The sequence below is a fragment of the Persicirhabdus sediminis genome, from assembly GCF_016595495.1.
Classification (GTDB): domain Bacteria; phylum Verrucomicrobiota; class Verrucomicrobiia; order Verrucomicrobiales; family Akkermansiaceae; genus Persicirhabdus; species Persicirhabdus sediminis.
In genome coordinates this window covers 187,488-211,040 of record NZ_JAENIM010000008.1, presented here as the reverse complement: position 1 = coordinate 211,040, position 23,553 = coordinate 187,488, and the positions used below count along the sequence as shown (strand labels likewise).

Genomic DNA, 23,553 nt, shown 5'->3' with positions numbered 1-23,553 from the left:
ACTTGGCTCCTTGATCAACGCTCGAGCAATCGTCGCGCGCTGCTGCTGACCTCCAGATAAAGAAGTCGGCAAACGCTTTTCATAACCTTCCAACCCCAACTTCGCCAAATATTCAGAGACTCTCACCTTCGTTTCCTTACGAGACAGTCCAGCCAAGCTCGCCGCCAGCTCTAGATTTCTGCTCACGCTAGCCAGCGGTAACAAGTTCAACTGCTGGAAAACAAACCCCAAATCTCTACGCCAATAATCAATGCCTGGCTTTACTTGCTGCTCGCCTATCAATACTTCGCCACGATCAGCCGGCAAATACCCCCCCATAATCCTCAGCAAAGTAGACTTGCCACAGCCAGAAAACCCTTTAATCAAATGGATCCCAGCCTTAAATTCATGGCTAAAATCATCAAGTATCCATTCTTGTTTTTTGTGGTAGCGGTAATAGATGTGGTTACAGTTGATCATTTTCGGTATTGAAAGCAGCTAATAGTATGGATAGAAGTCGTGCAACCTGATCAGAATTAAATAGTAAATCTAAGAAAAAGTCAAAAATACTAATTCTATATGCCTTGATATTTAATTTAACGGCATCTGATAAGCCCCCTCAAGATCAATAGAACATTAATGAAAGCTTATATAAAATTCATTGCGTTAATTTTACTATCAACCTTGCTCACAGATGTAAGCCTTGGCGCGACTCCAAAACTTAGCCAATATACAATTAGTAATAAGATTTGGATCACTTCATCAGAGGCGATTCTTAAGCCTAAATCATTCAGAGAGTATTCACTTTATGGCGAGATTACTATTTTATGCAAAGACGGAGCCGAACTCCAGAAAGGTGAAGTCTGGGCAATTGTTGACAAAAAGAGGCTAGAGCTTGAACAGGAGTCATTAGAACTAGCCAGAGCTGAACTAGAAACTCTTAACACGGAGTCTAAATGGGAGGTTATTGATTCTAGAAAACAGCTAGCCGAAGGTCTATCAGAACTTTTAGTTAAAAAGCAAGAACTTGAGGTTATCTTAAAGGACAGTCGGCTAACTTCAGCAGAACTAAAAGCCTCTATCCAAGAAGCTGTTAACCAGATAGATAAACAAATAGATATCTTTAACACTAAAATAAACCCTCAAAACCTGGAAAGAAAACGTAATCAGAAACTAGCTGAAGCTAGAATTAGTTTTCAGAAACGCGAACTCGAATTCGAAAAATTAAAGCGAACAAACAACATCAAAGCCCCATTCGATGGCCGTATTAAATTCAACAGTTCTCAAATAGCTGAAAAATGGGATCAAGCCAGCAGCGAGCAAAAAGAAATAGAAATATGGCTAGAGTCTAACGAGACAATCGCCGAGATAGTTGATGATTCAAATTTTAGTATACACCTGATTAGTGACCTTCCTATTCTGGGAGCCAGCGACCTAACTGATTTCATCAGTACTCTCAACCAAGGAGCACCAGAAGGCATGATAAGGGGTAAGTTCTCTCATACCGAAACAGACGTCAACGCAAACCGCAGGCAGCAAATTCACATCTTCAATGTTATAGAAGCGGATATCAAAAAAGCCAAGGACGCCGTCAATGGTGAATTCTTGGCCAACGTCCACAGAAACCTCAGACAGAATTGCTACATTGTAAGAAAACAGGATATAATATCTTTAGCTCCAGACGTATTAGACCAACAAGGATGGCAAGGGTTAGTGAAGCACTTGTGGCCTGAAAGCACACTGGTCCAGAATGGAGCTCAACTACTCGCGGTATCTAGACCTGATTCAGACGATGAATAAAATTTTACTCGTTCCTTCATATCTATGGAAAAATACTCTGAATCGCTGGCAAGAACATCCAGCTAGCCCCTTAACAAAAGTATTCATCCCAGCACTCTTAAGCCTTCTGGCAATACTAGTTCTAGTCTTTTTCTCAGCATTAGAGGATAAATTAACAGAGGAATTATCGAAGCGAAGCATTAGAACGATAACGGTAACTGAAACCGTACGTAACCTTAATGCACAAAATCAACTCCTCGCAAGCGCACACGAAAATGAGATTTGGCAACAAATTGCCCCTGAAATAAACTCAACAACCTTGCTAAGACCATTCAGCAGCGCTGAGTTACTAGCCGGAAGAAGAGTTCCAGTGTTTACATCACACGGAAATATTGCTGGTTTACCAGACTTACTTGCTGATAATAAGCCTCAAATCTATATATTAAGTAACAGTTCAGCGGATCAGTATTTAACTGAATTTAAGTTACACGATAAGACACTGTATGCCAAACCGGGTCTTATGCCGGACTGGCTTTCCTCTACAATAAGAGATGACATGGTGATCTACGCACCACTCAGCCTACTGCACCCTCTTTTACTAAAAGGCTATTCATCCACTACACTTATAACAGCACCTAACTCGCGAGAAGTTGCAAAAACAAAGAATATAGTAGACGCCTTTTTTAGAGCTGAAAACCGTACGGTTCAAGTAGACTCTTCGGTTGACATACTCAAAGCAATCCATGACCTGGAAACAGCTCAAATTAAAATAAGGGCTATTATCATCGTCTTTGTAGCGATCATACTAGCGCTTATTTTAGGTAACATTTCTGTATTAGAATATGAAAAAGAAGCTTATCTATACGCACTTCTGAGAAGCTTCGGAGCTACCCGTAAACAGATTATAGCACATGGTTTTATAGAGAACCTGATCTTGGTGAGTTCGGGGATCTATCTCACAGCTAATACATGGCGTTTACTACTCGAGCAAGCACGTCCTTACATCCCTCCTGAACTACCTCTCCAAGCTGTTAGCCAGTTGAATATAAAAAATGCTGACATCATCGCACTATCCATAGCTATGGTTAGTGGAGCTGTTCTCGCCACCATCCCTGTAATTTTAGGCCTCAGAAAACCTACTGGTAAAATACTGCAATAACTGCATTTCTCAATCGCTCCAAGCCGGATCATCCCAGACCCAAAACTCTAGATCTATTTGCTGCAATTGCCTTTTAACACCTTCAATTGATTCACCAATTTGATCTAATAATTTCCAGTGTGCTATTACGCCATCAACAGCGCCACTCAGAGGTATCTGTTTTTTTCTAAGGGCTAACTCCGTCTCCAAGTTCATTTTTTGCTCCAATAGTAAACGGTATGTGGCAATTACCTTTTCCACCCTAACGTTTTCGGATTCCATATTCAGCTTAAGCTGCTGTCTAGTAAGCGCCACCCTATCTTCAGCACTCTTTAAATTTTTAGAAAAAGAACCATCGAAGCGATATGATTTACTCATCGAGCTGTACATATCGATCTCTTTAGGGTCCAAGGCAAAACTTGAGCTAGAATCAGATGAATACAGTGTCGGATTATTGATACCTATGTTAAAGTCAGGCAAAATGTCCATTTTAGCTCTTTTAAGGCCGAGCAATGAAGCTTCTAGGTTCACAGCTGATATTCTCAGAGCTAGTAAGCCAAAGCCATCCTCAACGCCCATCTGATCAAGCTTCGAGGCATACGAAACTTTGGGTAAACTTTTATAATCAAGATACCAATTCCCCCCAACTGAACCTAATAGAGTATTGATTGCAATCCGGTGGGATTTCTTGGCGTCTTCAATATCAAGGGCCTTTTTTTTAGCTGAGATTAAAGCTTTAATCTGAGATTCAGGATTCAAAAGTTTAGCCTTTTGCTCGTCCTCCCGCAACTCCACCTCTTGCTTCGCTAGAGCTGCCTGTCTTAGAAATAAGTTAAAGAGAGAAACAGTCAACCTACGCTTTGTTAGCTCCAGATTTTGTGTCATCTGGTATAGCTGCAACTCGTATGTATACGCCTTAGAATATAAATGTATAGGATTGGGAATCCTAAAACTAACTACAAACCTAGCGTTTATATCGTCACTAGAAATATTTGCAAGACTACTAATCCCTTGGCTTAAGCCAACGAAGCTATACACAGAAGGAGAGAGCTCCGTAATTAATAGCTTCTTTTTTTCTTCTTCTAATGATGTTATTGAGTATGAAAACTGCTTATATGAAGCATTGTGCTTCAACAGTCTCTCATAGGCTTCATCCCAATCTAGAACAGATATAGGAACTGTATCGTATGACTTGTCTACGTCCAACCTAGAGTCGAGCACCTCGTCATAGCTCACTCCTATTCGTTTAACAAAATCCTTGCGCGCACAGGAACTTGTCAAAAGTAAAATAGCACAGCAAAACAGAGATTTATAAAGATTCATCCCAGCCTGCTGTGCTAAATAATATTTTTGATAACTTAATCAGCTATCTAATTAATGAACAAATTCAGCTTTAGCTTCTAAGCCATCATAATCTGAATTAGGGTTATTCAAAGTAAACGTACCGCCAGCACCGTAGTCACTGCGAGTTGTCCATTCACAAGTAATTACATCATTAACACCTGGAGCAACAGTATCATAAATAATTAAGGTAGATGTCTGAGGATTTGGTCCAAAATCAGTAGCTACAGTCCATCTATATCTGCGTTGATCGTTAACGATCATGTTCTGATCGTCATCAGGATTGGCTGGATTATCGTACTGGATGTAAGTCAAAACCCCTTCCTCCCAAGTTTCAGTAAACTCATCATTAATACCGCTAGTTGAACCGTCTGCACCGTCTGCTGTCACATACACTCTGACACCATCAGCATAGCTAAATCTCACACGCTTTCCTACAAGCGACTCTGTTACGAAAGGTACAAATTCTGTATCATTATAACCAGGGGTAAGTGCACGTCCATATTTATCGAGAGACTGAATTCCTTCACGAATATCTTTAGTTAGACCTGCTAAACTATCAAATTCGTTGGCTTGTGAGTCATCAAAATACACTTGAGTATTATCGATAACACCGCCACCAGAAGTAGAGAAAGTCATAGTCATGATCGTAGGAGTTACGTTCGCTGCTGCAAGGATAGTATAAGCAGGGCCTTCAGGGAAGGATCTTACCTCTGTATAACCAGTAGATGTAATTCTAAGAGTGATACTTGTATTGTTATTGCCTCCAGTCTGACTAGGATCTAACTCGGTCCACTCATAGGTATAACTAGTACCTGGAGGAATAGCTGTAGGCCAATAAAGATCATAAAAAGGATTCGTTAAGCCATTATCTGTGGCAGCAATGCCCATTGTACCAGCAAACTCCATGGCCCCGATCTCACCAACTCCAATAGTATCATTTGATCTAGTGAACTTTAATTGAGTTCCACCATTAAATTGTATGGTCACGCCGTTCATACTAAGCGGTCGAATAACAAACTCATCTGAGCCACCTCCTCCGCAGTTTGTGAAAAATGGCGCCAGCGCCAATAATAACATAAACAAATAAGATCTCTTTTTCATAATTATTAGTGTGTACTAAAATGCGACTGAGAAGGCGCAATTTTGTTCGTAGATGAAGACTCTAAATCTCAACAGATAAGTCAAGCGGCAATCCGCATCATGTGTATTATTTCTGTTATCTGAGCTCTAAACATACAAATCTGAATACTAGAGACCTCTGAGAAGAAGTTCTGTATTACTGGTCGTTTGATTTAGATTTTTAATTAAAACTTGGATGGCGTCTCCGATAGGTAGAGAGGCTAGCTGGCGACGGATTTGTAGAACTTTTTGCATCTCATCAGGGTGATAGAGACGGTCATCATTACGTGTTCCACTCTGCGGGATGTGAATCGCTGGGTAGATGCGTTGCTCAGCTAACTCACGATCTAGACGCACCTCCATATTACCTGTACCTTTGAACTCTTCAAAGATGACTTCGTCGGCACGGCTTTCTGTTTCAATGAGGGCTGTAGCTAGAATAGTCAAGCTCCCGCCATTTTCGACGTTGCGAGCAGCGCCAAAGAACTTACGGCTTTTCTGAAGTGCTGCCGGGCTGACACCACCTGAGCCAATAGGCCCGCCACTTTGGCTGTTGTTATGGCCACGGGCTAGACGAGTCAAACTATCGAGCAGGAGAACAACATCTTCGCCTTGCTCGACTAGGCGCTTGGCGCGCTCCATGACTAGGTCAGAAACTTGAGCGTGACGTTTTGATGGTTCATCAAAGGTTGAGCTGAAGACTTCAGCTGAAACATTTTCTTCAAAATCGGTAACTTCCTCAGGACGTTCATCAAGCAAGAGAATGATCAATTTGACCTCAGGACTATTCAGCTGGATAGACTTGGCAATTTGCTTCAACAAGATCGTCTTACCTCCACGAGGCGGCGCTACAATCAATCCTCGACCACCTTTGCCAAGCGGTGCTACCAGATCTAAAACACGCACAGCTGGTCCAGTTTCTGGATTTTCTAGCACGATGCGCTCATCCGGAAACATCGCAGTGAGCCGGTCAAAGTCTTGGGGTGATTCGTATTGATCTACTGGCACTCCTTCGATCTCTAGCAGGTTAACTACGGTGAGGTATTTATCACGACCACGAGGAGCACGAAGCTGAACTTTAATTTTCTGACCTACACGCAGGTCATACTCACGAATGAACTGACCGTTCATGTAGAGATCATCTGGGGATGTTTTGAAGCTTTTTGCGGGGTCGCGCAGCATCGCGTAATTATCTTTAGCTTGCTCAATGACACCTTCACCGTCGATTGATACTCCCTCTTTGGCTAAAAATGCGAACAATTCAAATAGCAGCTGGCTCTTGGAAGCATTAGCCGGGATACGTACTGGGTACGACTCCAGCATTGAGTAAATCTCACCCAATGGCTTCATGCGGTACTCGTTGACATTTACGTGTTCAGGTAAAATCAACTTTTGTTCAGCTGCCTCTGTAGGAGTTTCGTTGTCCATTGTCATTATTGTAAACTAATTCTCAATTCCGATATGTTTGAGGAACATCTTCAGTTGCAGTTGGAGTGAATCCAACCCTGACTGATTCCAAATCACAGATTTACTCAGCTGGATTTTATCAACTAATGACATCTGAGCCTCAATAACAGCGAGCGCTTCAGCGCGCTGCCAGCCATTTCTAATTTGCAATCGATGAATTTGTAACTCTGGCTCTGCTGCGATAAGCAGTTCATACTCTTGGCCAAAATGAAATTGGTTCTCGTAGAACAGTGGGATATCAGCAACAAACAATCGAACCTCACCGCTTTTACGTGCCTGCGCTAAAGATGCAAGACATTCCTTTCTGATCAAAGGGTGAAGCAAGGACTCAAGCTTCTGCTTAGCTGGTGGATGCGAAAAAATAATCTGCCGAAGAACTGAGCGGTCAATTTTCCCTTCAACTACTGCTTCAGGAAACAAGCATGCGAGCTGGTCAATGACATCTGTCTGACTAAGCAAATGGCGAGCTGAGGCATCCGCGTCAAAACTTGCAAATTCAGGAACCATCTGACGCATCAAATCGAGCGCTGATGATTTGCCTGAGGCTATACCTCCAGTGAGAGCTAAAACCTTCATCATATAAAATAAACAAGCGAGGTAGCTAGCTACCTCGCTTGGAAAATTTAACAGTGAATGCCTGGATTACTTACCAGGTAAAACACCTACTGTATCAAGGGCTGCAGCGTCGCCAAAGGCGGCATCACCACTGTCGCCGTGAATCGGACGACCAGTTGCATCAATGATTTGAGCTGTCACGAAGACGATCAAATTACTCTTAATACGGTTCTCAGCTTGTGACTGGAACAGACGACCAACCAATGGAAGGTCACCAAATATAGGTACTTTGTCTTCTACGTTCTGAACGGACTCAGAAACCAATCCACCAACTGACACAGTGTAACCATCATAGATAGTCAGTGCTGTTGTCACCTTACGAGTGGAGAACACTGGCATTTCAATGCGGTTTTCTGTGATAGTCACGGAAACTGGATTACCAAGAGCATCCTGACCAGGTGACTGAATTGGGCTACCGTAGTTAATGAAGCCTTCGAACTCAGTAATGTCTGGAGCAAAACGCAGATCAATAGTGTAGTTATCAGGTCCAATAGTCGGCTCGATTTCCAGAGTAACACCTGTGTTGCGTGTCTCAAACGCAGTTGGTGTAGCTGGAGTCACTGGGAAACTTGATGATGAACCACCAATGAGGCCACCGTCAAAGCTTGATGAACCTACTGAACTTGGAAGTTCTGGTGGTTCGTACTCAGTTGGGTAGATAAACTCACGAATCACTTCGATGCTAGCCTTCTCACCACTACGAGCAATCACACTAGGAGCAGTCATCACGTCAGAACCTTTCTTCTGAGCCAAACCACGCATGATCATCTGTACCTGCTCGCTTCCCCATACACCAGTCAGAGACATGATGCCAGGAGCAACGCTATTGGTTTGAGCATTACGGTTTGGGTTATTCAGAATCGCATCAATGCTGTTGCGAGAGATAGCATAATCGCCTGAACGAAGACCAGATGTGCTGATATTCGTAACTGGGTTGCCTGCAATCGAGCGACCATTCACGCTTGTGAAGTCACCAGTAACACGTTGCGCACCATTACCTGTAGTACCACCACCGATGTAGCCGTCACCACCAAGGGCAAACGGAGTCACAATCCAGTCAAAGCCAAGTTCATCTGTATTCTCCTGAGAGATTTCAACAAACTTAGTCATGATGCGAACCTGCTTACCACCTTCGGTACGCATCGCTTGCACAAGCTGATCGATAACATCCAAGTTATTGAGTGTATTGTAGACAATCAACTGACTACCACCAGCAACATAGTTAGCGTTCGCGCCATCAGGGAAACTTACGCCTTTTTCGGAGAGAAGCTCTTTTACTGACCTACGCGGAGCTAGAGCTGCACCACCTGTACCAGATGAAGCGGCAAATGGATCATCATCCACAGTGTCACCAGCTGAACCTGCAGAAACTCTAGCTAGGAAATCAGGAGGAACAACAAATGTACGTGAGTAGAGTTCATCTGTCTCAAGGCTGTTAATTGGCAGCAATGAAACTGAGTGATCGTCAACCTTGTAACGAAGACGAGTCAAATCACAGATGTATTGCAACGCAACACCGAGAGGCACATTGCGAAGTTTCAGTGAAGGAATACGCGCAGAACCGATGTCTGAACCGAGCAAATCATCGCCATCACCTGCGTCAGTAGCGCTGCCACCTTTAGGCTTACGGATGATGAAGTTGATGCCCTTACGAGTAGGATCAGTCTCAGTAAGATCTAGCTCACGAGCGCGGATACGTAGGAAATCAATAGCTTCTTCAACAGAAGTATTTTCGAAATCAACAATTGGGATAACGATGTTATCCAGCTTGTTACGGAGATACAGAACACCCTCACTGCGAGTATTCATATCAAGACCGTCTAATGTAGGAATATTTGCATTCTCAGCAGGCACTGCAATTTCCCAAGCTTTGTCAACCTGAGCAAGCATGTGTGAGCGAGTCTGGTCGTATGCTGAACGGTAGTACTCAGAACGAGCTGAATCCACACGTTCCATCCAGCGGCGAGCTGCGATGTTATACTTATCTACACGAAGAACTTTTTTGAATTCTTCCTCAGCTTTGTCGTAATCGCCAAGGTTGAAGAAACCTTCACCTTTGTATAGTGACTGACGAACTTTATCTACGTTCTGAGTGTGCTCGTAAGTCAAAGAAGGATTGGTACGAATAGGATCATCCAAATAAGCTAATTGCTTCTTAGCATTGAAATTTGCAGGATCTAACTCTGTAGCTTCTTCGAGAAGTGAACGAGCCTCGTCGTATTTACCAACGCGGCGGTACTGCTGTGCAAGTGCTGATACGCCGTCACCGAGGTGAGCATTGTAATCAGCTCTGCGGTCAGCGAGTGCTGGACCAGGAGGCAGTAAGTTTACTGCTTTGCGGTACTCGGCTACTGCTGTCTCGTAGTCCTTGTTAGCGTATGCTTGACGGCCAGCGTAGAGAGCTGCGTCTGCATCTTGAACGAGGCCTGCTCGACGAGCAATCTCAGCACGAGCCATGCTCGATGTACTTCCACCGCCGCCAGAAGTGTAGCCACTGTCACCAGCAGTAGCCACAGAGATAGCGACAGGCATGACTGCAGCAACTGCCATCAATTTGGCAATAGCTTTGCAATGTCTATGAGTCTGTGTGTTTTCCATGATTAAATATACTCTCGGGTAATTAGTGGGGTGATGGGAAGCCTATTTTTCAGAAAAATGAATTATTTTTCCGTCATCCGCTTGCATCACCCCGAATACGAGTTAGTTTAGGGGTTTGTCTTTATTTCGGGAAATTTAAGTTAATCGTTTTGATTTCATCACCAGCCTTGTATTCGATCTCGATACCGGCTTTAGGATCGACGGATTTTAACAAATATGGCTTTTCTTTAGCTTTTGCTCTGAATGGTAATGAGAACCTTTCCCCCTCCTGAATCTTGAACGTTTCGCCAGATTTACCCAGCGCGTTGAGACGAAATTCAACAGTGTAATCCGTAATCAGCTGTGGCTTTCTACCAAATTCATAGATACGACCACGCTTATTTTCGCTGAGGTCTTCCACTTTCTGGAAAGTTTGCTTATTCACAACCTTTGTTCGTGGATGTTCCACGTCTCTCACAATACGCTCAACGTATTTGAAACGTCCCGCCATTAATGAGCCATCATCAAAGAAGATCTCACCAGGTTTCACCACCTTGCGAGCTGGACGATCAGCACCACGTGTTTTCATCTGGAACTGGTATGATCCACCACCAAAGTCAGACCACGACATTGCCATATCAAATTTTTCAACGCCAACAGCGGCGAGCTTAACGATAGGCTCTGGATATGAATTTGGATCATTTGGATTAGTTTGCGCGTCGTATTCTTCGCGGTTGCTGAACCCATCACCATCAGCATCAAGGTCAGGTGAATTCACATAACCAGGATCAATTTCATTATCCAGCCACCAAGTATTTTCCATACCAGGGTGCACTTGCTCAGCGCTCTTCAATAGATCCACTGGCTCTTCCACGCCCTTTTTGACAAACAATGGGACACCAACCATGAGATCGACTTCACGACCATCGTAGTCACCTTTATTCAGCGTATGCTCCGTGCTGAGGCTTTTAATCACCTCAGTAGCTACATTCATCTGCTCTAGGCTCGTCTCACTCTTGCGAGTGAAGGAGGCATCTTCCATGATACCATCCAAGCGGTCATCCGTTGCGATGCCAACTCCTAAGCCTAACGCTATGATTAGCGCACCTCCTAGTGCAGCTTTTTCGTAATTTTCTTCAACCCAAGACATTTTGTTAATTCTCTATACTGGTTTCTAACGGGTTAGTTAATCTCTGGAATATCAATCCCTTTACGGAATAACAAAATATCCATGCGAACATGCGCGTAAACTTGCTCTCTACCGAGCACCTGCTTGAGGATTCGCTCACCTGGTGTCACATCTACTGAAACAACCTCTTCGGTGACCTCACCATCTTCTTCAAATCCCTCAAAGCCTGATAGATCAGCGGCATCATCCTCTTCTACTACTTTGAACTCAGCGTCATCAACACGCGGTGGACGAGTGCGCTGGTTTGTCAGACGAACACTGCGCACAGCGACGAAGTGACTTTCTAAGTTTGCTATTTTTGATAGAAACTCACGTACACTCTCCTCGTTGCCACGGAAGGTAACTTCGACTGGCATTGCACGATAGACACCTGGCTTTTTATTAGCTGCCTTGCGGCCAGTCTCAACATCTAGCTGATGACGATAGACATTCACCAATCCCTTTGGACGGGAATCAGCTAGAGCATTCAGTATCGCCTCAATACCACCAAACTGATAGTTGAGTAAGGCAACTGCCTCTGGTCTAGGAACCTGACCAACAAACCGCTCAGTACCAAACTGAGAGTTCTCAGGAACAGCTACACCATTAGCTTTAAATTTCTTACCGATGGCATCAATGATCTCAACACGCTTGGCGCTGAGCTGCTCTGGTGTTAGCTTTTCAGATTTCTCTGGACGGTAAGCTAACATCTTAGCCTGAATATCAGCTACTGCATCACGGAACTCATTTACCTTTTCGCGGCGAATTTCTAAATTCTCCGCATCAGGGTAGATAGACGCATTTTGATAATCATCTAATTGATACTGCAATTCTTCACACTCGCCGACGATTTCTGCCGTCGCGCTTGATTTAGTATAACCAAGAGCTCCTAAACCAATGGCTCCTGCTAGCGTTACGCCTAGCAAGCCAGCTGTGAACTTATTTTCTTGAATCCAACTCATTGTCTTAAAATCTAATTAGTTATTATTTGGAACCTTAATTGGCTCAGCTATTGGCAAGATCAGCTCAAACGGAGCTGCGTAATTCCCTTCATCTAGGCTTGTTTGGTTACTGCGAACAATGCGCTTATCATCACGCGCCAGCTCTACCATCTCACCTCTTTTCTCACCTTCGATCTTAAAGCTGAATTCAGTCGAGCTATTCTTAAGTTTGTCTACCAACTCGTAAACTTCACCAAAACCACGGCTACCACGCCAGAATCCACGCACACGAAGCGCATCGATTTTCTTTGGACCTTTAGCCGCAGCTGGTCCAGCCGCATTTCTATTATTACGAGAACCTCTAGCACCACGCTGTCTTCCAGCTGGAGCTGCATTCAATGGAGCCAATGATGACATCCCATAGGTTTTCTCACGGAAATCGTTAGCTACAATTGGGCTAAGCACCATTTCTTCTCCTTGCTTAGGATCCCAACCTGATACTGGGCTGACGTCAAATAACCACACTTGATCGTGCGCAAATAGTTTAGTCAGATCGTTAAAGCGGTTGATCCAGCCAGTACGAGCATCTTCAGCCTCTAAGTATTGCGCACCAAACTTGGCAATAATTTCAGCATTCCTATTCAAACCATCCAGCGGCATTGCGTACTGCTGACGCTCTTCTACCTCAGCGGCAATATCGTCGTAACGATCTTGCGCTTTAGCATTCATGCTCATCTGATGACCAGCCCAAGCACCAAATCCAGCAAGCACCACAGCAGCGGCAGCTAACATCATCGGCTTACGCTTTTGAATGTCGCGCTCATGCGCAACAGCATCAGGTACAAGGTCAATTTTCAGCGGTGCTTTATCCACACCACGCAGAGCAAGACCAACAAGGTCACCCATTGTGTGAGCGTCGCTAGCAATAGCTTCAGCATTCACGCCTGAACCTACTGAAACTTGCTTCATTGGGTTGAACAACTCAACTGGCAGACGCAGCTTGTCGCTCAGGAAATCTGTGACGTAGCGTAAGTTAGCTCCACCACCAGCTACAATGATACGCTGTGGGGCAGCACCACCATGCTGGCTGCGATAGTAGTTAGTTGTACGCGCAATCTCAGCTGGCAGTTTGGCCAGCGCATTGCGGATCACAATAGACAGAGCGGCAGTCGCCTCATCCAGCTGTGATGTGTAAGCTGTATTCAGAGCAACCAGCCCGTTAGCTGTCTTCTGGGCTTCAGCTTCAGAGAAACTAACACCATACTCTTTAGCGATAGCAGTCGTGATAGACGCGCCACCAACAGGCACACTACGGGTAAAGAAACGATCCCCTTCTGTGTAGATCAAATTGCTAGTCTTAGCTCCAATATCAATCAGCAATGTTGACTCAGTGATCTCCGGATAGTTGTAGCGGAAAGCATTGTAGATCGCCATTGGTGAAGCATCTACATTCACTGTAGAAAGACCGTCTTCAACAACAACATCGTTGATCTCATTGAGAGCGTCGCCTTTGATTGCTACGATAACAACTTCCTTCTCAGGTCCAACACTTGGCAATTCCTGCCAATCCCAAATGACTTCATCAATAGGGAAAGGAACGTGCTGCTGAGCCTCAAAAGTTACCAATTGCTCGATATTGTCATCCTGCAGCGCAGGGAGTTTAACAAAACGAGTAAATACAGATTGTCCTGAAATGCTGTACTTAACCTTACTCTTTTTGAGGCCCAACTTCTGGACCAACTCAGAGATCGCGATGCGAATTTGAGGGAGACGAGACATCTCCATGGCAGGGTCTGCCAAGATTGAAGTAGCCTCGAACTTTTTCAAGATTAAGCCCCCTCCTTTGGAGGGCTCGAAAACCCCCATTGTGACGCGCTGCGAACCTATGTTCAGTGCAACGGTAGCCTGTGAATCAGCCATATGATTATTAGTCGTTAATTTATGTGTGTATGTGCGATTGTTAAAAAAATATCAGCTACTACTTCTCATCTTTGATCTCAGCGTAGCGGTCCCACCACAGAGCTTTGAATGGAGTCTCATTCTTATTGCGCAACGGGATTCCATCCATGCGGGAAAGGTTGCCAGAGTTCCACCAGTCACTCTTGCTCCCCATGCTCTTAGAGGTGAAGCGAGTAATCAGACGGCCCTGGAAAAGAATTTCGCCACCTACGACTTCGATGACGCTTTTGCTAGCACGCTTGCTACCACTCAAGCGCTCAACAGCACCTGGAGATAAATAGACAGACGCATAAATATCTTCTCCTACTGGGATGTTAAGATACTCAACTTGCTTCTCCAACAGGATGTAACCTTTTCCCTTCTGAGCTGGATCCTTAGCGGCGACATACCACTTAATAGTCACGCCATCGACATAACCATCTTTAGCGATAGACTCAGGAGCGGAAACATTCAGTTTCACTTCCATTTCCAGCCAGCTTTTAGGCTTAAATTTCTTACGTCCTGTATTTCCACCAAACTCTGGAGAATCAAGAGAATCAAACTTAGGATCGGTAGCATCGATCTTAAACGACTGGCCATAAACTAAACCTGGAACGGCCATGACACCTGCAAATAACAGGCTGACAAACTTCTTTGAAAAAGGTGTGGAGATGTTCATAATTTTCTAGCTTGATTGAAGCTATTCAATGCAAACCCCTCTTGGCGAGAAGAAAGCATGAAAGATTTAAGATTTTTTGTAGTAGCCGAACTAACAAGCCCGCAAAACACATACTGATACATAGGTTAACACACTATCAAACAAAAGATTGAGACGCATTTGAAAATGTTTTCAATTGACTTCTGATAGCCATTTCCCAGCAGCTATCTAATTTTTCAAAGCAGCTAAACAAACATTTCAAACTTGGCGAAAAGTGCACATTTCAGGCTAACCGACACGTCTAATTAATCGCTCTATCTGATCAACGTGTCTTGTAGAAAATACCCGCGGGTTGAACACATCGCACAAAAATGCTCACCCGCGCGCATACAAATGCTGTCACAAAAAAAGTCAAACGGGTCTTATAAATGGCTCACCTCATCCAATGACATCCCGCTTCGCGCATCTCGATAACTGCCCAACCATCCCCCCCGAGGGTAACAAAGTCACCTAACACCCAACCTTTCTTACACATCACACTTGAGAATGGCGTCAAATTATGATTTTTAGCATCTGATATGGCCAAGCAGCAAAAGACAGCAATCACGCCGACAAGAAGCGACGACTTCCCAGAGTGGTATCAACAGGTTATCAAAAGCGCCGACATGGCAGAAAACTCTGAGACCAGAGGCTGCATGGTCATCAAGCCATGGGGCTACGGAATCTGGGAGAACATCCAGAGCCAGCTGGACGCTAAATTCAAAGCTACTGGCCACCAAAATGCCTATTTCCCGCTGCTCATTCCTCTTTCATACCTAGAAAAAGAAGCTGAGCACGCAGAAGGATTTGCCACTGAGTGTGCGGTTGTTACTCACCACCGCCTAGAAGCTGAGAAAGACGAAAATGGTAAAACCAAGATGGTGCCAACTGGCAAACTTACCGAGCCATACGTCATTCGCCCAACTTCAGAGACCATCATTGGCGCTGCATTCTCACGCTGGATCGAAAGCTACCGCGACCTGCCACTACTAGTAAACCAGTGGGCCAACGTGATGCGCTGGGAAATGCGTCCTCGTCTCTTCCTGCGTACCGCAGAATTCCTCTGGCAAGAAGGCCACACCGCCCACGAAACTCGCGATGAAGCATTGGTAGAAACCAAACTCATCCACAAACTTTACGAAGATTTCCTGCGCGACCACCTCGCCATCCCAGTAGTTCCAGGTGAGAAAACCGAAGCTGAAAGATTCCCAGGCGCTGAAAATACCTTCACCGTAGAAGCTATGGTGCAGGATAAAAAAGCCATCCAAGCGGGCACCTCTCACTACCTCGGTCAAAACTTCGCCAAAGCGCAAAACATCGTCTTCACTGGCCGCGAAGGTAAACAAGAACACGTCCACACCACATCATGGGGTGTTTCTACTCGCCTCATTGGTACGCTCATTATGGCGCACTCAGATGACGACGGACTCGTACTGCCGCCAGCTGTTGCCACTCACCAGATTGTCATCATCCCAGTGACACCAAAAGCAGACAGCCGCGACGCCGTGCTCGACAGCTGCAACGCGCTGGCTGAAATCCTGCGCAACAAGTGTTACAAAGGTTCACCAATCCGTGTTCACGTTGACCAACGTGAAATCGGTGGCGGTACTAAGAAATGGGAATGGGTGAAAAAAGGTGCCCCAATCCGCATCGAAATCGGCCCACGTGACGTCGAAGGTGGCAAAGTATGCCTACAGCGCCGCGACCAAGCCGTGATGGAGAAAAACTTCGTTGTGCGCGAAGAATTCATCCAGCAGGTGCCAGACATTCTTCAGGAAATCCACAATACCCTACTGGACAAAGCCACAGAGCTGCGCGATACCAACATCGCCGAGTGCTCAGACCTCGCTGAGTTCGAAAAACACTGGGATCAAGACCAGCCAGGATGGTTGCTCACTCCTTGGAACGCCACTCGCGAACAAGAAGAAGAACTCTCAAAAAGACTCAAAATCACCATCCGCTGCATGCCTCTAGACAAGCAAGAAGAAGCCGAAGCTAGCTGCATCCTTACTGGTAAACCAACTACTCAGCGCGCGCTCTGGGGCCGTAGCTATTAATCGTTCAGCTGAACAAAACCCCCAAACAAATTCATTTTCCCAATTATTTCGATTCTGTTTTTAATAGAACCGCATTAACATCATACCGCTATGGCGATCTTCAAGAAACCATCACTGCGTAAAGCAAGCAACCTCAAGGACATGCCCGACCACCTCTGGACCAAGTGCCCAGAGTGCTCTGAGATGATTCACACGCTAGACCTCAAACAACATCACTTTGTTTGCCCAAGCTGCGACCACCATTTCCTCATGGGTGCTTACGACCGCGTCGAACTCCTCGCAGACCCCGGCTCATTCGAAGAAACGAACGCTGACATGTTCTCAAAAAATCCACTCGGCTTTGCCAAGTATGAGGACAAAATCGACCTTTTGCGCGAAAAAACTGGCCTCAATGATGGTGTCGTCACCGGCAAACTCAGCATCGGCGGTAAGCCAGCTGTGATCGCCGTCATGGACTTCAAATTCTTTGCTGGATCCATGGGCTCAGTCGTTGGTGAAAAAATCACCCAAGCCATCGAGCTAGCTACTGCAGAAAAACGCGCCGTCATCATCATCTCAGCATCATCAGGTGCGCGCATGCAAGAAGGCATGCTCTCGCTCATGCAGATGGCTAAAACATGCGCCGCTCTCGGCCGCCACGCCGAAGCTAAGCTTCCTTACATTTCCATCCTCACCCACCCAACTACTGGTGGCGTGACCGCTTCCTTTGCCACCATCGGCGACATCAACCTAGCGGAACCAAAATGCATGATCGGCTTTGCTGGCCCACGTGTGGTGAAAGAAACCACTCACCAAGACCTGCCTCCTGGCTTCCAAACTGCTGAGTTCATGATGGAACACGGTCTGATTGACGACATCACTCCGCGCCGCGACATGCGCAACAAACTCACTCAGTTGCTCGGCTACATGCTGAACGACTAACTCCAGCGGCTAATGGACTACCAAGAGTCGATCGATTGGCTCTACGCCACCCAACAATTTGGCATCAAGCTAGGGCTCGACGCTCCGCGCAGGCTACTGCGCGAGTACCTAGCCATGCCAAAAGCCGAAACCAAAGTCATCCACATTGCCGGTACTAACGGCAAAGGATCGACCTCGGCAATGATCGACTCATTGGCCCGCCATTGTGGTAGAAAAACTGGCCTGTTCACCTCGCCACACCTCATCGACTACCGCGAACGCATCCGCGTCAACGGTGAGATGATAGAACAGCAAACCGTCGCCGATTCACTCACCGAGCTGCGTGAGTTGGTAGCTAGCTGGCCACACCATCCCACATTTTTTGAGCTCACGCTAGCTGTGGCAATGAAACATTTCCGCCAGCGGGAATGCGAAATTATCATTCTAGAAACGGGCATGGGCGGCAAACTTGACGCCACCACAGCCGTGCCAGCGGACCTCCATCTCATCACTCCCATCGCGCTAGACCACTGCGAATATTTGGGTGATACATTAGATAAGGTCGCCGAGGAAAAAGCCGGCATCATCACCAGCTCAAACCCCGTCATTTCAGCTCGCCAGTCAGCTCTCGCTCACGCCGTGATAGAGGAAAAAGCTAGCGAGATGCGCGCTCCTATTGAGTTCATCACCGAGCCGATTAACGGCTACGCACTCAGCTTAAAAGGTCCTCACCAGCGGGAAAATGCAGCGCTCGCTCTACATGCCTGCCACGCATTGCAGCTACCTATCAGCGTCGACTGCGTTAGACAGGCATTGGCCAATACCAGCTGGCCCGGACGCTTCGAGCCAATCACAGATTCTGCTGGCCGCCACTTCATTCTCGATGGCGCTCATAACCCACAAGCTGCTGGCACGCTCGTGGATACTTGGTTAGAAGAATTTCCTAACCAACCAGCTACCATCATTTTCAGCGCCGTAGAAGATAAAGACATCAGCAGCGTGCTAGAGGTGATTAACAAAATCGCCAGCCACATCCACCTGTGCCCCATCGACTCACCGCGAGCGCTAAGCACAGAACAGCTCGCCGCCGCCTGCCCAGCTGACAGTAATACCAGCCAGCACCCAAACCTCTCAGCAGCTCTAGCGGCAGCAGCCACCGAGAACCCAGCCAGCCCAGTACTCATCTGCGGCTCACTCTTTCTCATTGGCCAGGCCAAAGCCGAACTCACCGGCACCGCCACACGTCCATCTAGCCAGTAGCTATCATCTAGAGAATTCATTGCCAAATTTCCCCGCAATGATAGATGTTGCTCATGGATGATCATCGCACAAAAGCACAATCATTAGCTCATCAATCGCTAGCGGAAGGGTCACTAACTGGCTGGTTTGATAAAGTCTATCAATCAGCTGACGGCAATAGCGACGAGGTGCCATGGGCAAAAATGGGCATTCACCCGATTCTACAACCGTGGCTAGATAAACAATCACCAGCGCAAGATCTATCAGCCGTGATCATCGGTTGTGGACTTGGCGATGATGCCGAGGCGATCGCCCAGCTAGGATACAACTGCACCGCCTTTGACATCTCAGACAACGCCATCAACTGGTGCAAAGAGCGCTTTCCCCAAACAAAAGTCAACTATCTCACAGCTGACCTGTTTGAACTACCTAGCAGCATCCAGCCGCGCTACGACTTTGTGTTGGAAATTTACACCATCCAGTCACTGCCACTCAGCGAGCGAGCGCGCACCATCCAGGCGATTGCAGAGCTCGTCGCACCAGCTGGCGAGCTGCTTCTCATCACCATGCTGCGCCCAGATGAAAACCAACCAGCTGGCCCACCTTGGCCGCTGAGCCAAGCGGAAATCGGGCTATTTGAGCAATGTGGGTTAGAGCTGAAAAGCTATCATCCAATTCCACCTAACAACGCCGACGAAGCCGAGCAAGCTAGAGTTCATTTCACCCGCCCCAGCTAGCCACGGATAGCTACTTGACCATCGCCCTGTATAACGATAAAGAGCTGCATGTCTGAGATCACATTTGGAGACCGTGGGGATAAAAAAGCCCTCGAGGAAAAGCCTGTTTTTTCACCTAAATTCGATGCCGACGGACTCATTCCAGCCGTTGCCATGGACGCTAAGACCAAGGAGCCACTCATGCTCGCTTACATGAACGAGACATCTCTCAAGATGACTCTCGAACTCGGCGAAGCCGTTTACTATTCTCGCTCACGTCAGGAAATCTGGCACAAAGGCGCTACTTCAGGTCACATCCAAAAAGTGCACGAAATCCTAACTGACTGCGACCAAGACGCTATCATCCTCTACGTTGACCAACTCGGCGAAGGTGCTTGTCACACTGGCCGTAGCGGTTGCTTCTATCGTAAGGTAGAAATGCCGGTCAAAGAGCAGCCAGCCTCACTTACTTTCACCGAGACCGAGCTCAGCTTCGATCCGGACGCCGTTTACGGTAAAAAATAATCCCCTTCTATCATGAAGCTTATTGTTTTTGACTGCGATTCTACCCTCTCCGCTATTGAGGGCATCGACGAGCTGGCACGCGGCAAAGGTGACGCTGTATTTGAAGAAGTCGTCGCCCTAACTCATGCGGCGATGAATGGTGAAGTTGCCATTGACGAAATTTTCGCCAAACGCCTCGACATCATCCAGCCAGATCGCGCCACTGCTGATGCCGTCGGCCAGCTGTACATCGATCAAATCGAGCCAACAGCCAAGGCGACCATCGACGCACTGCGCGAGCAAGGGTGGACACCTATCATTATTTCAGGTGGATTTATCTATCCGATTCAGCCACTCGCTGACCTGCTAGGTATTGATCGCATCGAGGCCGTACCGCTTCACTTCAATGATGACGGCAGCTACGCTGGTTTCACTGCCAGCCCAACCACCCGCAATGGTGGCAAGCCTGAGATCATCAAGCAGCTGAAAGAAGAATTCCAACCAAGCGCCATCGTCATGGTCGGTGATGGAGTTTCCGATCTCGAAACGGCTTCAGAAGTCGACGCCTTTGTTGGCTTTGGCCGCTACACACCGCGTGAAAAGGTCAAAGCTGCCGCTGAGCACTTCGTTTACGCCATCGATGAGATCCCAGCCATCATCGAAGGATTAGGATAAACCAATTCTAGCTCACTCATTTTCTATCCAGCTGCAGGGTGCTTACCCTGCAGCTTTTTTTGTTCTGCGAAATCAATCACCGCCCGATAGACTCTAAGCAGCTAAGTTAGAAAAGCTATCCCCCGCTCGGCTATACAACCATTTCACGTATTATCGCATTTTTTGCTCACATTTTGCGTGCAGGCTAGTCCATCATCGTTTACGTCAGTGCCAGAAAGCCCACAGCCTCGCTGGCTCACGGCTAACGATTTCACCCACACGGCTCCATTATGGGACGGAAGAAAAAGAACAAACCGCCTACACTACGTAGCGACTTGGCGATTTTGACCAAACTCAACCTCAACACCTTCGTGGTGCTGACCAATTTTTTTGGTTTCTTATTAGGTTCACGATACCTGCACGACGGCGACTGGATTTTCGACGGTTGGCTACTATTTCACACCATCCTCGGCACCGCCTGCACCGCCTTCGGATCAGCTGCTTTTAACCAGTTGATGGAAATCGAAGAAGACGCGCGCATGGAGCGCACCGCAGATCGCCCGCTGCCAGCTAGACGCATGATTCCCGTCAATGCCTTTGGCATCGGCTGGGCGCTCGCCGCCTTTGGCATCATCCATCTAGCGATCAAGGTCAACCCAAGCTCCGCCTACCTAGCAGCTGCAGCTCTCGGCACCTACGTATTTCTCTACACACCGCTCAAACGCACTAGCAGCACCAATACGCTCATGGGCGGTATTCCCGGCGCCATCCCTCCAATGATTGGCTGGGCAGCAGCTGGCGGCAACGTCTTCGACGAACGCTCATGGTTTCTCTTTGCCGTGCTCTTCCTCTGGCAAATGCCTCACTTCATTGCCATCAACTGGCTGTGCCGCGAAGAATACGAAGACGCTGGCTACGTCATGTGGGCCAATGGTGATGTCTCAGGAAAATTCTCCTCCCGCCTATCAGTTCTGTTCAGCTGGGCTATCGCAGCGCTCGGGCCATTTGCCTATCTGCGTGGCTACTGCGACCTAACTTTTGCCATCGGCGGCACTCTAGCTGGCATCTACATGGTCATCTTAGCCATGAAATTTGGTAAAGCTGGCGACCGTCCTGCAGCCAGAAAACTCTTTTTATACACCCTACTCTACTTGCCAATCGGCTTAACGCTGCTAGCAGTGAGCTGGAATTCACTCACCCAATAATTTCCCATGAAGTTAGACCACTTAGAAGGCCTCGAGCCAGCTGAACGCAACAACGCAGAAATCCTACGCACCGTCGTTATTCTTGTTGTTGTCATGATCATTGGCGGCTGGCTCATCATCCAGCAATACATCAAACACGCCGACGAACAACACCCTGATAGACCGCCGATCTCAGCTGAGATCAAACAAAACTTCAGCTTCATCAACCAAGATGGCAAAGTCGTCTCTATCGACGACTTAGTCGGCAAAGTCTGGTTCACCTCACCCATCGCCCTCAGCCAGCTAGATGAACGCAATGTTAGCTTAGAGGTAATGCAGCGCCTGGCCAAAGACTACGCCGACAATGACAAAGTCATGTTTGTTAGCATCAGCGTGGAAGGTGAAGACCTCGGCATGACGCAAGCGAAACTAAAAGCCGCTGCGGATCAGCTAAATATCGACTCTAGCAAATGGTGGATCATTACCTCTAAAAACACCACGGACATGCACAAGTATGGAAAAAACCAGCTGCGCCAGGGTTTTGTCGAGAAAGTGAAAGCTGCTGACGCCAGCGAAAAATGGACATTCCCAGACATGGTAACCATGGTCGACTCAGAGCGCCATATCCGCCAACAATACGCCTTTGACGACGCTCTAATCGCACAATCATCAGCTGAAGATATTGTCGCAGCAAATCCTGAAAAAGCCAAAATTGACGGTGCTGACTACTACCTCAAAGCAATCGAACTTCTTGAATCAAGACTTCGCAAAAACCTCGACTACGTCCTCAACGAATCTCAACCCGGAAAGTTAGCCAACGATGAAACTAAGCAGTAAAATCTATCTCATCTACTTCTCAGTAGCTGTCATCTCTATCGGAATCCTAGCTGGATTCTACCTCAGCCAGCGCGCGGACAGCTTCAAAGAAGCGGAAGAACCCGTAGCTCTTGTGGAAGCCAAAGTTGTCGGTGAACCCTACATCTACACCACACTCACCAAGAGCCTCAAAGGGCAAAACCAAGCTGGCGAAGACGTCGACTTGCTAGACTTGAAAGGCAAAGTTTGGGTCTTTGCCCAGTTCTACAGCCGCTGCCCGGAATGCGCCAAAGACAACATCATCGTATTGCGCGAGCTTCAGGAAATGTTCAGAGACAACCCAAAATTTCACATTGTTAGCATCACGGTTGATCCCGAAATGGATACCCCAGAGTGGATGGCAGATTTTTCTAACCAGCTCAGCATTGATACCTCAAAATGGTGGCTGATGCGTACCGATAAAGATGAACTGCTAGAATACGGACAGGATCAGCTGAAATACAACCGCTTTGAAAAAAGCGCCACACCTGGGCAAATCGCCCACGACATGCGCATCGCCGTATTTGATGATGAACTGCAAATGCGCGGCATGTTCAACCTCTTTAACATCGATCAAAGCAAAGAGCCTGAACGTTACGCGTACGAAAAGGACAAGCTCGTTAAGCACATCGAATGGTGCCTAGCAAACTAACCTAACTATCCAACTTTAATACCTAGGCAT

The 23,553-nt window shown here is 46.8% G+C and carries 21 protein-coding genes; 11 read left to right on the top strand and 10 right to left on the bottom strand.

Features of this window, described 5'->3' with window-relative positions:
- A partial coding sequence (locus JIN82_RS01175) for an ATP-binding cassette domain-containing protein (protein WP_200309802.1) occupies window positions 1–459 on the bottom strand: 459 nt, incomplete at its 3' end.
- Window positions 460–618: 159 nt separating this feature from the next.
- Here JIN82_RS01175 and JIN82_RS01170 point away from each other — a divergent pair.
- Both JIN82_RS01170 and JIN82_RS01165 read left to right on the top strand, forming a co-directional pair.
- Window positions 619–1,779: an HlyD family secretion protein gene (locus tag JIN82_RS01170; RefSeq protein WP_200309801.1), complete on the top strand. Its 1,161-nt coding sequence runs from the start codon at window positions 619–621 to the stop codon at window positions 1,777–1,779.
- Entirely contained in the window at window positions 1,772–2,917 is a 1,146-nt protein-coding gene (locus tag JIN82_RS01165; RefSeq protein ID WP_200309800.1) for a hypothetical protein, read from the top strand. Before JIN82_RS01170 ends, JIN82_RS01165 begins: the two co-directional genes overlap by 8 nt.
- A 9-nt stretch (window positions 2,918–2,926) precedes the next feature.
- Here the strand turns inward: JIN82_RS01165 and JIN82_RS01160 are convergent, their stop codons facing one another.
- The 9 genes from JIN82_RS01160 to JIN82_RS01120 form a co-directional block, all read right to left on the bottom strand.
- Window positions 2,927–4,219 carry a hypothetical protein gene (locus tag JIN82_RS01160; RefSeq protein WP_200309799.1) on the bottom strand — a complete coding sequence of 431 codons (1,293 nt, stop codon included), beginning with the start codon at window positions 4,217–4,219 and terminating at the stop codon, window positions 2,927–2,929.
- 51 nt (window positions 4,220–4,270) lie between these two features.
- Window positions 4,271–5,341, bottom strand: a complete 1,071-nt coding sequence (locus tag JIN82_RS01155) for a hypothetical protein (RefSeq protein ID WP_200309798.1) — start codon at window positions 5,339–5,341, stop codon at window positions 4,271–4,273.
- Window positions 5,342–5,488: 147 nt separating this feature from the next.
- Complete coding sequence (gene rho / locus JIN82_RS01150) at window positions 5,489–6,787, bottom strand: transcription termination factor Rho (protein WP_234041685.1); 1,299 nt, start codon at window positions 6,785–6,787, stop codon at window positions 5,489–5,491.
- 15 nt (window positions 6,788–6,802) lie between these two features.
- Window positions 6,803–7,402, bottom strand: a complete 600-nt coding sequence (gene coaE / locus JIN82_RS01145) for a dephospho-CoA kinase (RefSeq protein WP_267906489.1) — start codon at window positions 7,400–7,402, stop codon at window positions 6,803–6,805.
- A 66-nt stretch (window positions 7,403–7,468) separates the two neighbouring features.
- Window positions 7,469–10,039: an Amuc_1098 family type IV pilus outer membrane protein gene (locus JIN82_RS01140; RefSeq protein WP_200309795.1), complete on the bottom strand. Its 2,571-nt coding sequence runs from the start codon at window positions 10,037–10,039 to the stop codon at window positions 7,469–7,471.
- Between the two features lie 121 nt (window positions 10,040–10,160).
- Complete coding sequence (locus JIN82_RS01135) at window positions 10,161–11,168, bottom strand: Amuc_1099 family pilus-like system protein (protein WP_200309794.1); 1,008 nt, start codon at window positions 11,166–11,168, stop codon at window positions 10,161–10,163.
- A gap of 32 nt (window positions 11,169–11,200) precedes the next feature.
- Complete coding sequence (locus JIN82_RS01130; protein ID WP_200309793.1) at window positions 11,201–12,148, bottom strand: Amuc_1100 family pilus-like protein; 948 nt, start codon at window positions 12,146–12,148, stop codon at window positions 11,201–11,203.
- Between the two features lie 15 nt (window positions 12,149–12,163).
- A complete protein-coding gene (mul2B, locus tag JIN82_RS01125; protein WP_267906486.1) occupies window positions 12,164–14,047 on the bottom strand; it encodes an Amuc_1101 family PilM-like pilus complex protein in 1,884 nt (627 codons plus the stop codon).
- Between the two features lie 58 nt (window positions 14,048–14,105).
- Complete coding sequence (locus tag JIN82_RS01120; protein ID WP_200309791.1) at window positions 14,106–14,744, bottom strand: Amuc_1102 family pilus-like protein; 639 nt, start codon at window positions 14,742–14,744, stop codon at window positions 14,106–14,108.
- A gap of 557 nt (window positions 14,745–15,301) precedes the next feature.
- Here JIN82_RS01120 and proS point away from each other — a divergent pair.
- The 9 genes from proS to JIN82_RS01075 all read left to right on the top strand — a co-directional run bounded on the left by proS (window position 15,302) and on the right by JIN82_RS01075 (window position 23,523).
- Window positions 15,302–16,819 (top strand): proline--tRNA ligase, encoded by a 1,518-nt coding sequence (proS, locus tag JIN82_RS01115; protein ID WP_200309790.1) that lies wholly within the window; start codon window positions 15,302–15,304, stop codon window positions 16,817–16,819.
- Window positions 16,820–16,909: 90 nt separating this feature from the next.
- Window positions 16,910–17,740 (top strand): acetyl-CoA carboxylase, carboxyltransferase subunit beta, encoded by an 831-nt coding sequence (gene accD / locus JIN82_RS01110; RefSeq protein WP_200309789.1) that lies wholly within the window; start codon window positions 16,910–16,912, stop codon window positions 17,738–17,740.
- A gap of 12 nt (window positions 17,741–17,752) precedes the next feature.
- Complete coding sequence (locus tag JIN82_RS01105) at window positions 17,753–18,979, top strand: bifunctional folylpolyglutamate synthase/dihydrofolate synthase (RefSeq protein ID WP_200309788.1); 1,227 nt, start codon at window positions 17,753–17,755, stop codon at window positions 18,977–18,979.
- A 53-nt stretch (window positions 18,980–19,032) separates the two neighbouring features.
- The gene (locus JIN82_RS01100; RefSeq protein WP_200309787.1) at window positions 19,033–19,695 is read left to right on the top strand and encodes a class I SAM-dependent methyltransferase; all 663 of its coding nucleotides are present in this window, start codon (window positions 19,033–19,035) and stop codon (window positions 19,693–19,695) included.
- A gap of 48 nt (window positions 19,696–19,743) precedes the next feature.
- Window positions 19,744–20,199, top strand: coding sequence for a phosphoribosyl-AMP cyclohydrolase (gene hisI, locus JIN82_RS01095; protein WP_200309786.1), 456 nt, complete (start codon window positions 19,744–19,746; stop codon window positions 20,197–20,199).
- 12 nt (window positions 20,200–20,211) lie between these two features.
- Window positions 20,212–20,853 carry an HAD-IB family phosphatase gene (locus tag JIN82_RS01090; protein ID WP_200309785.1) on the top strand — a complete coding sequence of 214 codons (642 nt, stop codon included), beginning with the start codon at window positions 20,212–20,214 and terminating at the stop codon, window positions 20,851–20,853.
- A 269-nt stretch (window positions 20,854–21,122) separates the two neighbouring features.
- Complete coding sequence (cyoE, locus tag JIN82_RS01085; protein WP_200309784.1) at window positions 21,123–22,037, top strand: heme o synthase; 915 nt, start codon at window positions 21,123–21,125, stop codon at window positions 22,035–22,037.
- Window positions 22,038–22,043: 6 nt separating this feature from the next.
- Window positions 22,044–22,853: an SCO family protein gene (locus JIN82_RS01080; protein ID WP_200309783.1), complete on the top strand. Its 810-nt coding sequence runs from the start codon at window positions 22,044–22,046 to the stop codon at window positions 22,851–22,853.
- On the top strand, window positions 22,837–23,523 hold the full coding sequence (locus JIN82_RS01075; RefSeq protein WP_200309782.1) for an SCO family protein: 687 nt from the start codon (window positions 22,837–22,839) through the stop codon (window positions 23,521–23,523). Before JIN82_RS01080 ends, JIN82_RS01075 begins: the two co-directional genes overlap by 17 nt.
- Window positions 23,524–23,553: the final 30 nt, after the last annotated feature.

Bases quoted from the DNA above. Each gene is read 5' to 3' on its own strand.
- cyoE (WP_200309784.1), top strand. From the start codon at position 21,123: ATGGGACGGAAGAAAAAGAACAAACCGCCTACACTACGTAGCGACTTG.
- JIN82_RS01120 (WP_200309791.1), bottom strand. From the start codon at position 14,744: ATGAACATCTCCACACCTTTTTCAAAGAAGTTTGTCAGCCTGTTATTT.
- JIN82_RS01140 (WP_200309795.1), bottom strand. From the start codon at position 10,039: ATGGAAAACACACAGACTCATAGACATTGCAAAGCTATTGCCAAATTG.
- JIN82_RS01155 (WP_200309798.1), bottom strand. From the start codon at position 5,341: ATGAAAAAGAGATCTTATTTGTTTATGTTATTATTGGCGCTGGCGCCA.
- JIN82_RS01130 (WP_200309793.1), bottom strand. From the start codon at position 12,148: ATGAGTTGGATTCAAGAAAATAAGTTCACAGCTGGCTTGCTAGGCGTA.
- JIN82_RS01105 (WP_200309788.1), top strand. From the start codon at position 17,753: ATGGACTACCAAGAGTCGATCGATTGGCTCTACGCCACCCAACAATTT.
- hisI (WP_200309786.1), top strand. From the start codon at position 19,744: ATGTCTGAGATCACATTTGGAGACCGTGGGGATAAAAAAGCCCTCGAG.
- proS (WP_200309790.1), top strand. From the start codon at position 15,302: ATGGCCAAGCAGCAAAAGACAGCAATCACGCCGACAAGAAGCGACGAC.
- JIN82_RS01100 (WP_200309787.1), top strand. From the start codon at position 19,033: ATGGATGATCATCGCACAAAAGCACAATCATTAGCTCATCAATCGCTA.
- JIN82_RS01165 (WP_200309800.1), top strand. From the start codon at position 1,772: ATGAATAAAATTTTACTCGTTCCTTCATATCTATGGAAAAATACTCTG.
- JIN82_RS01135 (WP_200309794.1), bottom strand. From the start codon at position 11,168: ATGTCTTGGGTTGAAGAAAATTACGAAAAAGCTGCACTAGGAGGTGCG.
- JIN82_RS01080 (WP_200309783.1), top strand. From the start codon at position 22,044: ATGAAGTTAGACCACTTAGAAGGCCTCGAGCCAGCTGAACGCAACAAC.
- JIN82_RS01160 (WP_200309799.1), bottom strand. From the start codon at position 4,219: ATGAATCTTTATAAATCTCTGTTTTGCTGTGCTATTTTACTTTTGACA.
- accD (WP_200309789.1), top strand. From the start codon at position 16,910: ATGGCGATCTTCAAGAAACCATCACTGCGTAAAGCAAGCAACCTCAAG.
- coaE (WP_267906489.1), bottom strand. From the start codon at position 7,402: ATGAAGGTTTTAGCTCTCACTGGAGGTATAGCCTCAGGCAAATCATCA.
- mul2B (WP_267906486.1), bottom strand. From the start codon at position 14,047: ATGGCTGATTCACAGGCTACCGTTGCACTGAACATAGGTTCGCAGCGC.
- JIN82_RS01075 (WP_200309782.1), top strand. From the start codon at position 22,837: ATGAAACTAAGCAGTAAAATCTATCTCATCTACTTCTCAGTAGCTGTC.
- JIN82_RS01090 (WP_200309785.1), top strand. From the start codon at position 20,212: ATGAAGCTTATTGTTTTTGACTGCGATTCTACCCTCTCCGCTATTGAG.
- rho (WP_234041685.1), bottom strand. From the start codon at position 6,787: ATGGACAACGAAACTCCTACAGAGGCAGCTGAACAAAAGTTGATTTTA.
- JIN82_RS01170 (WP_200309801.1), top strand. From the start codon at position 619: ATGAAAGCTTATATAAAATTCATTGCGTTAATTTTACTATCAACCTTG.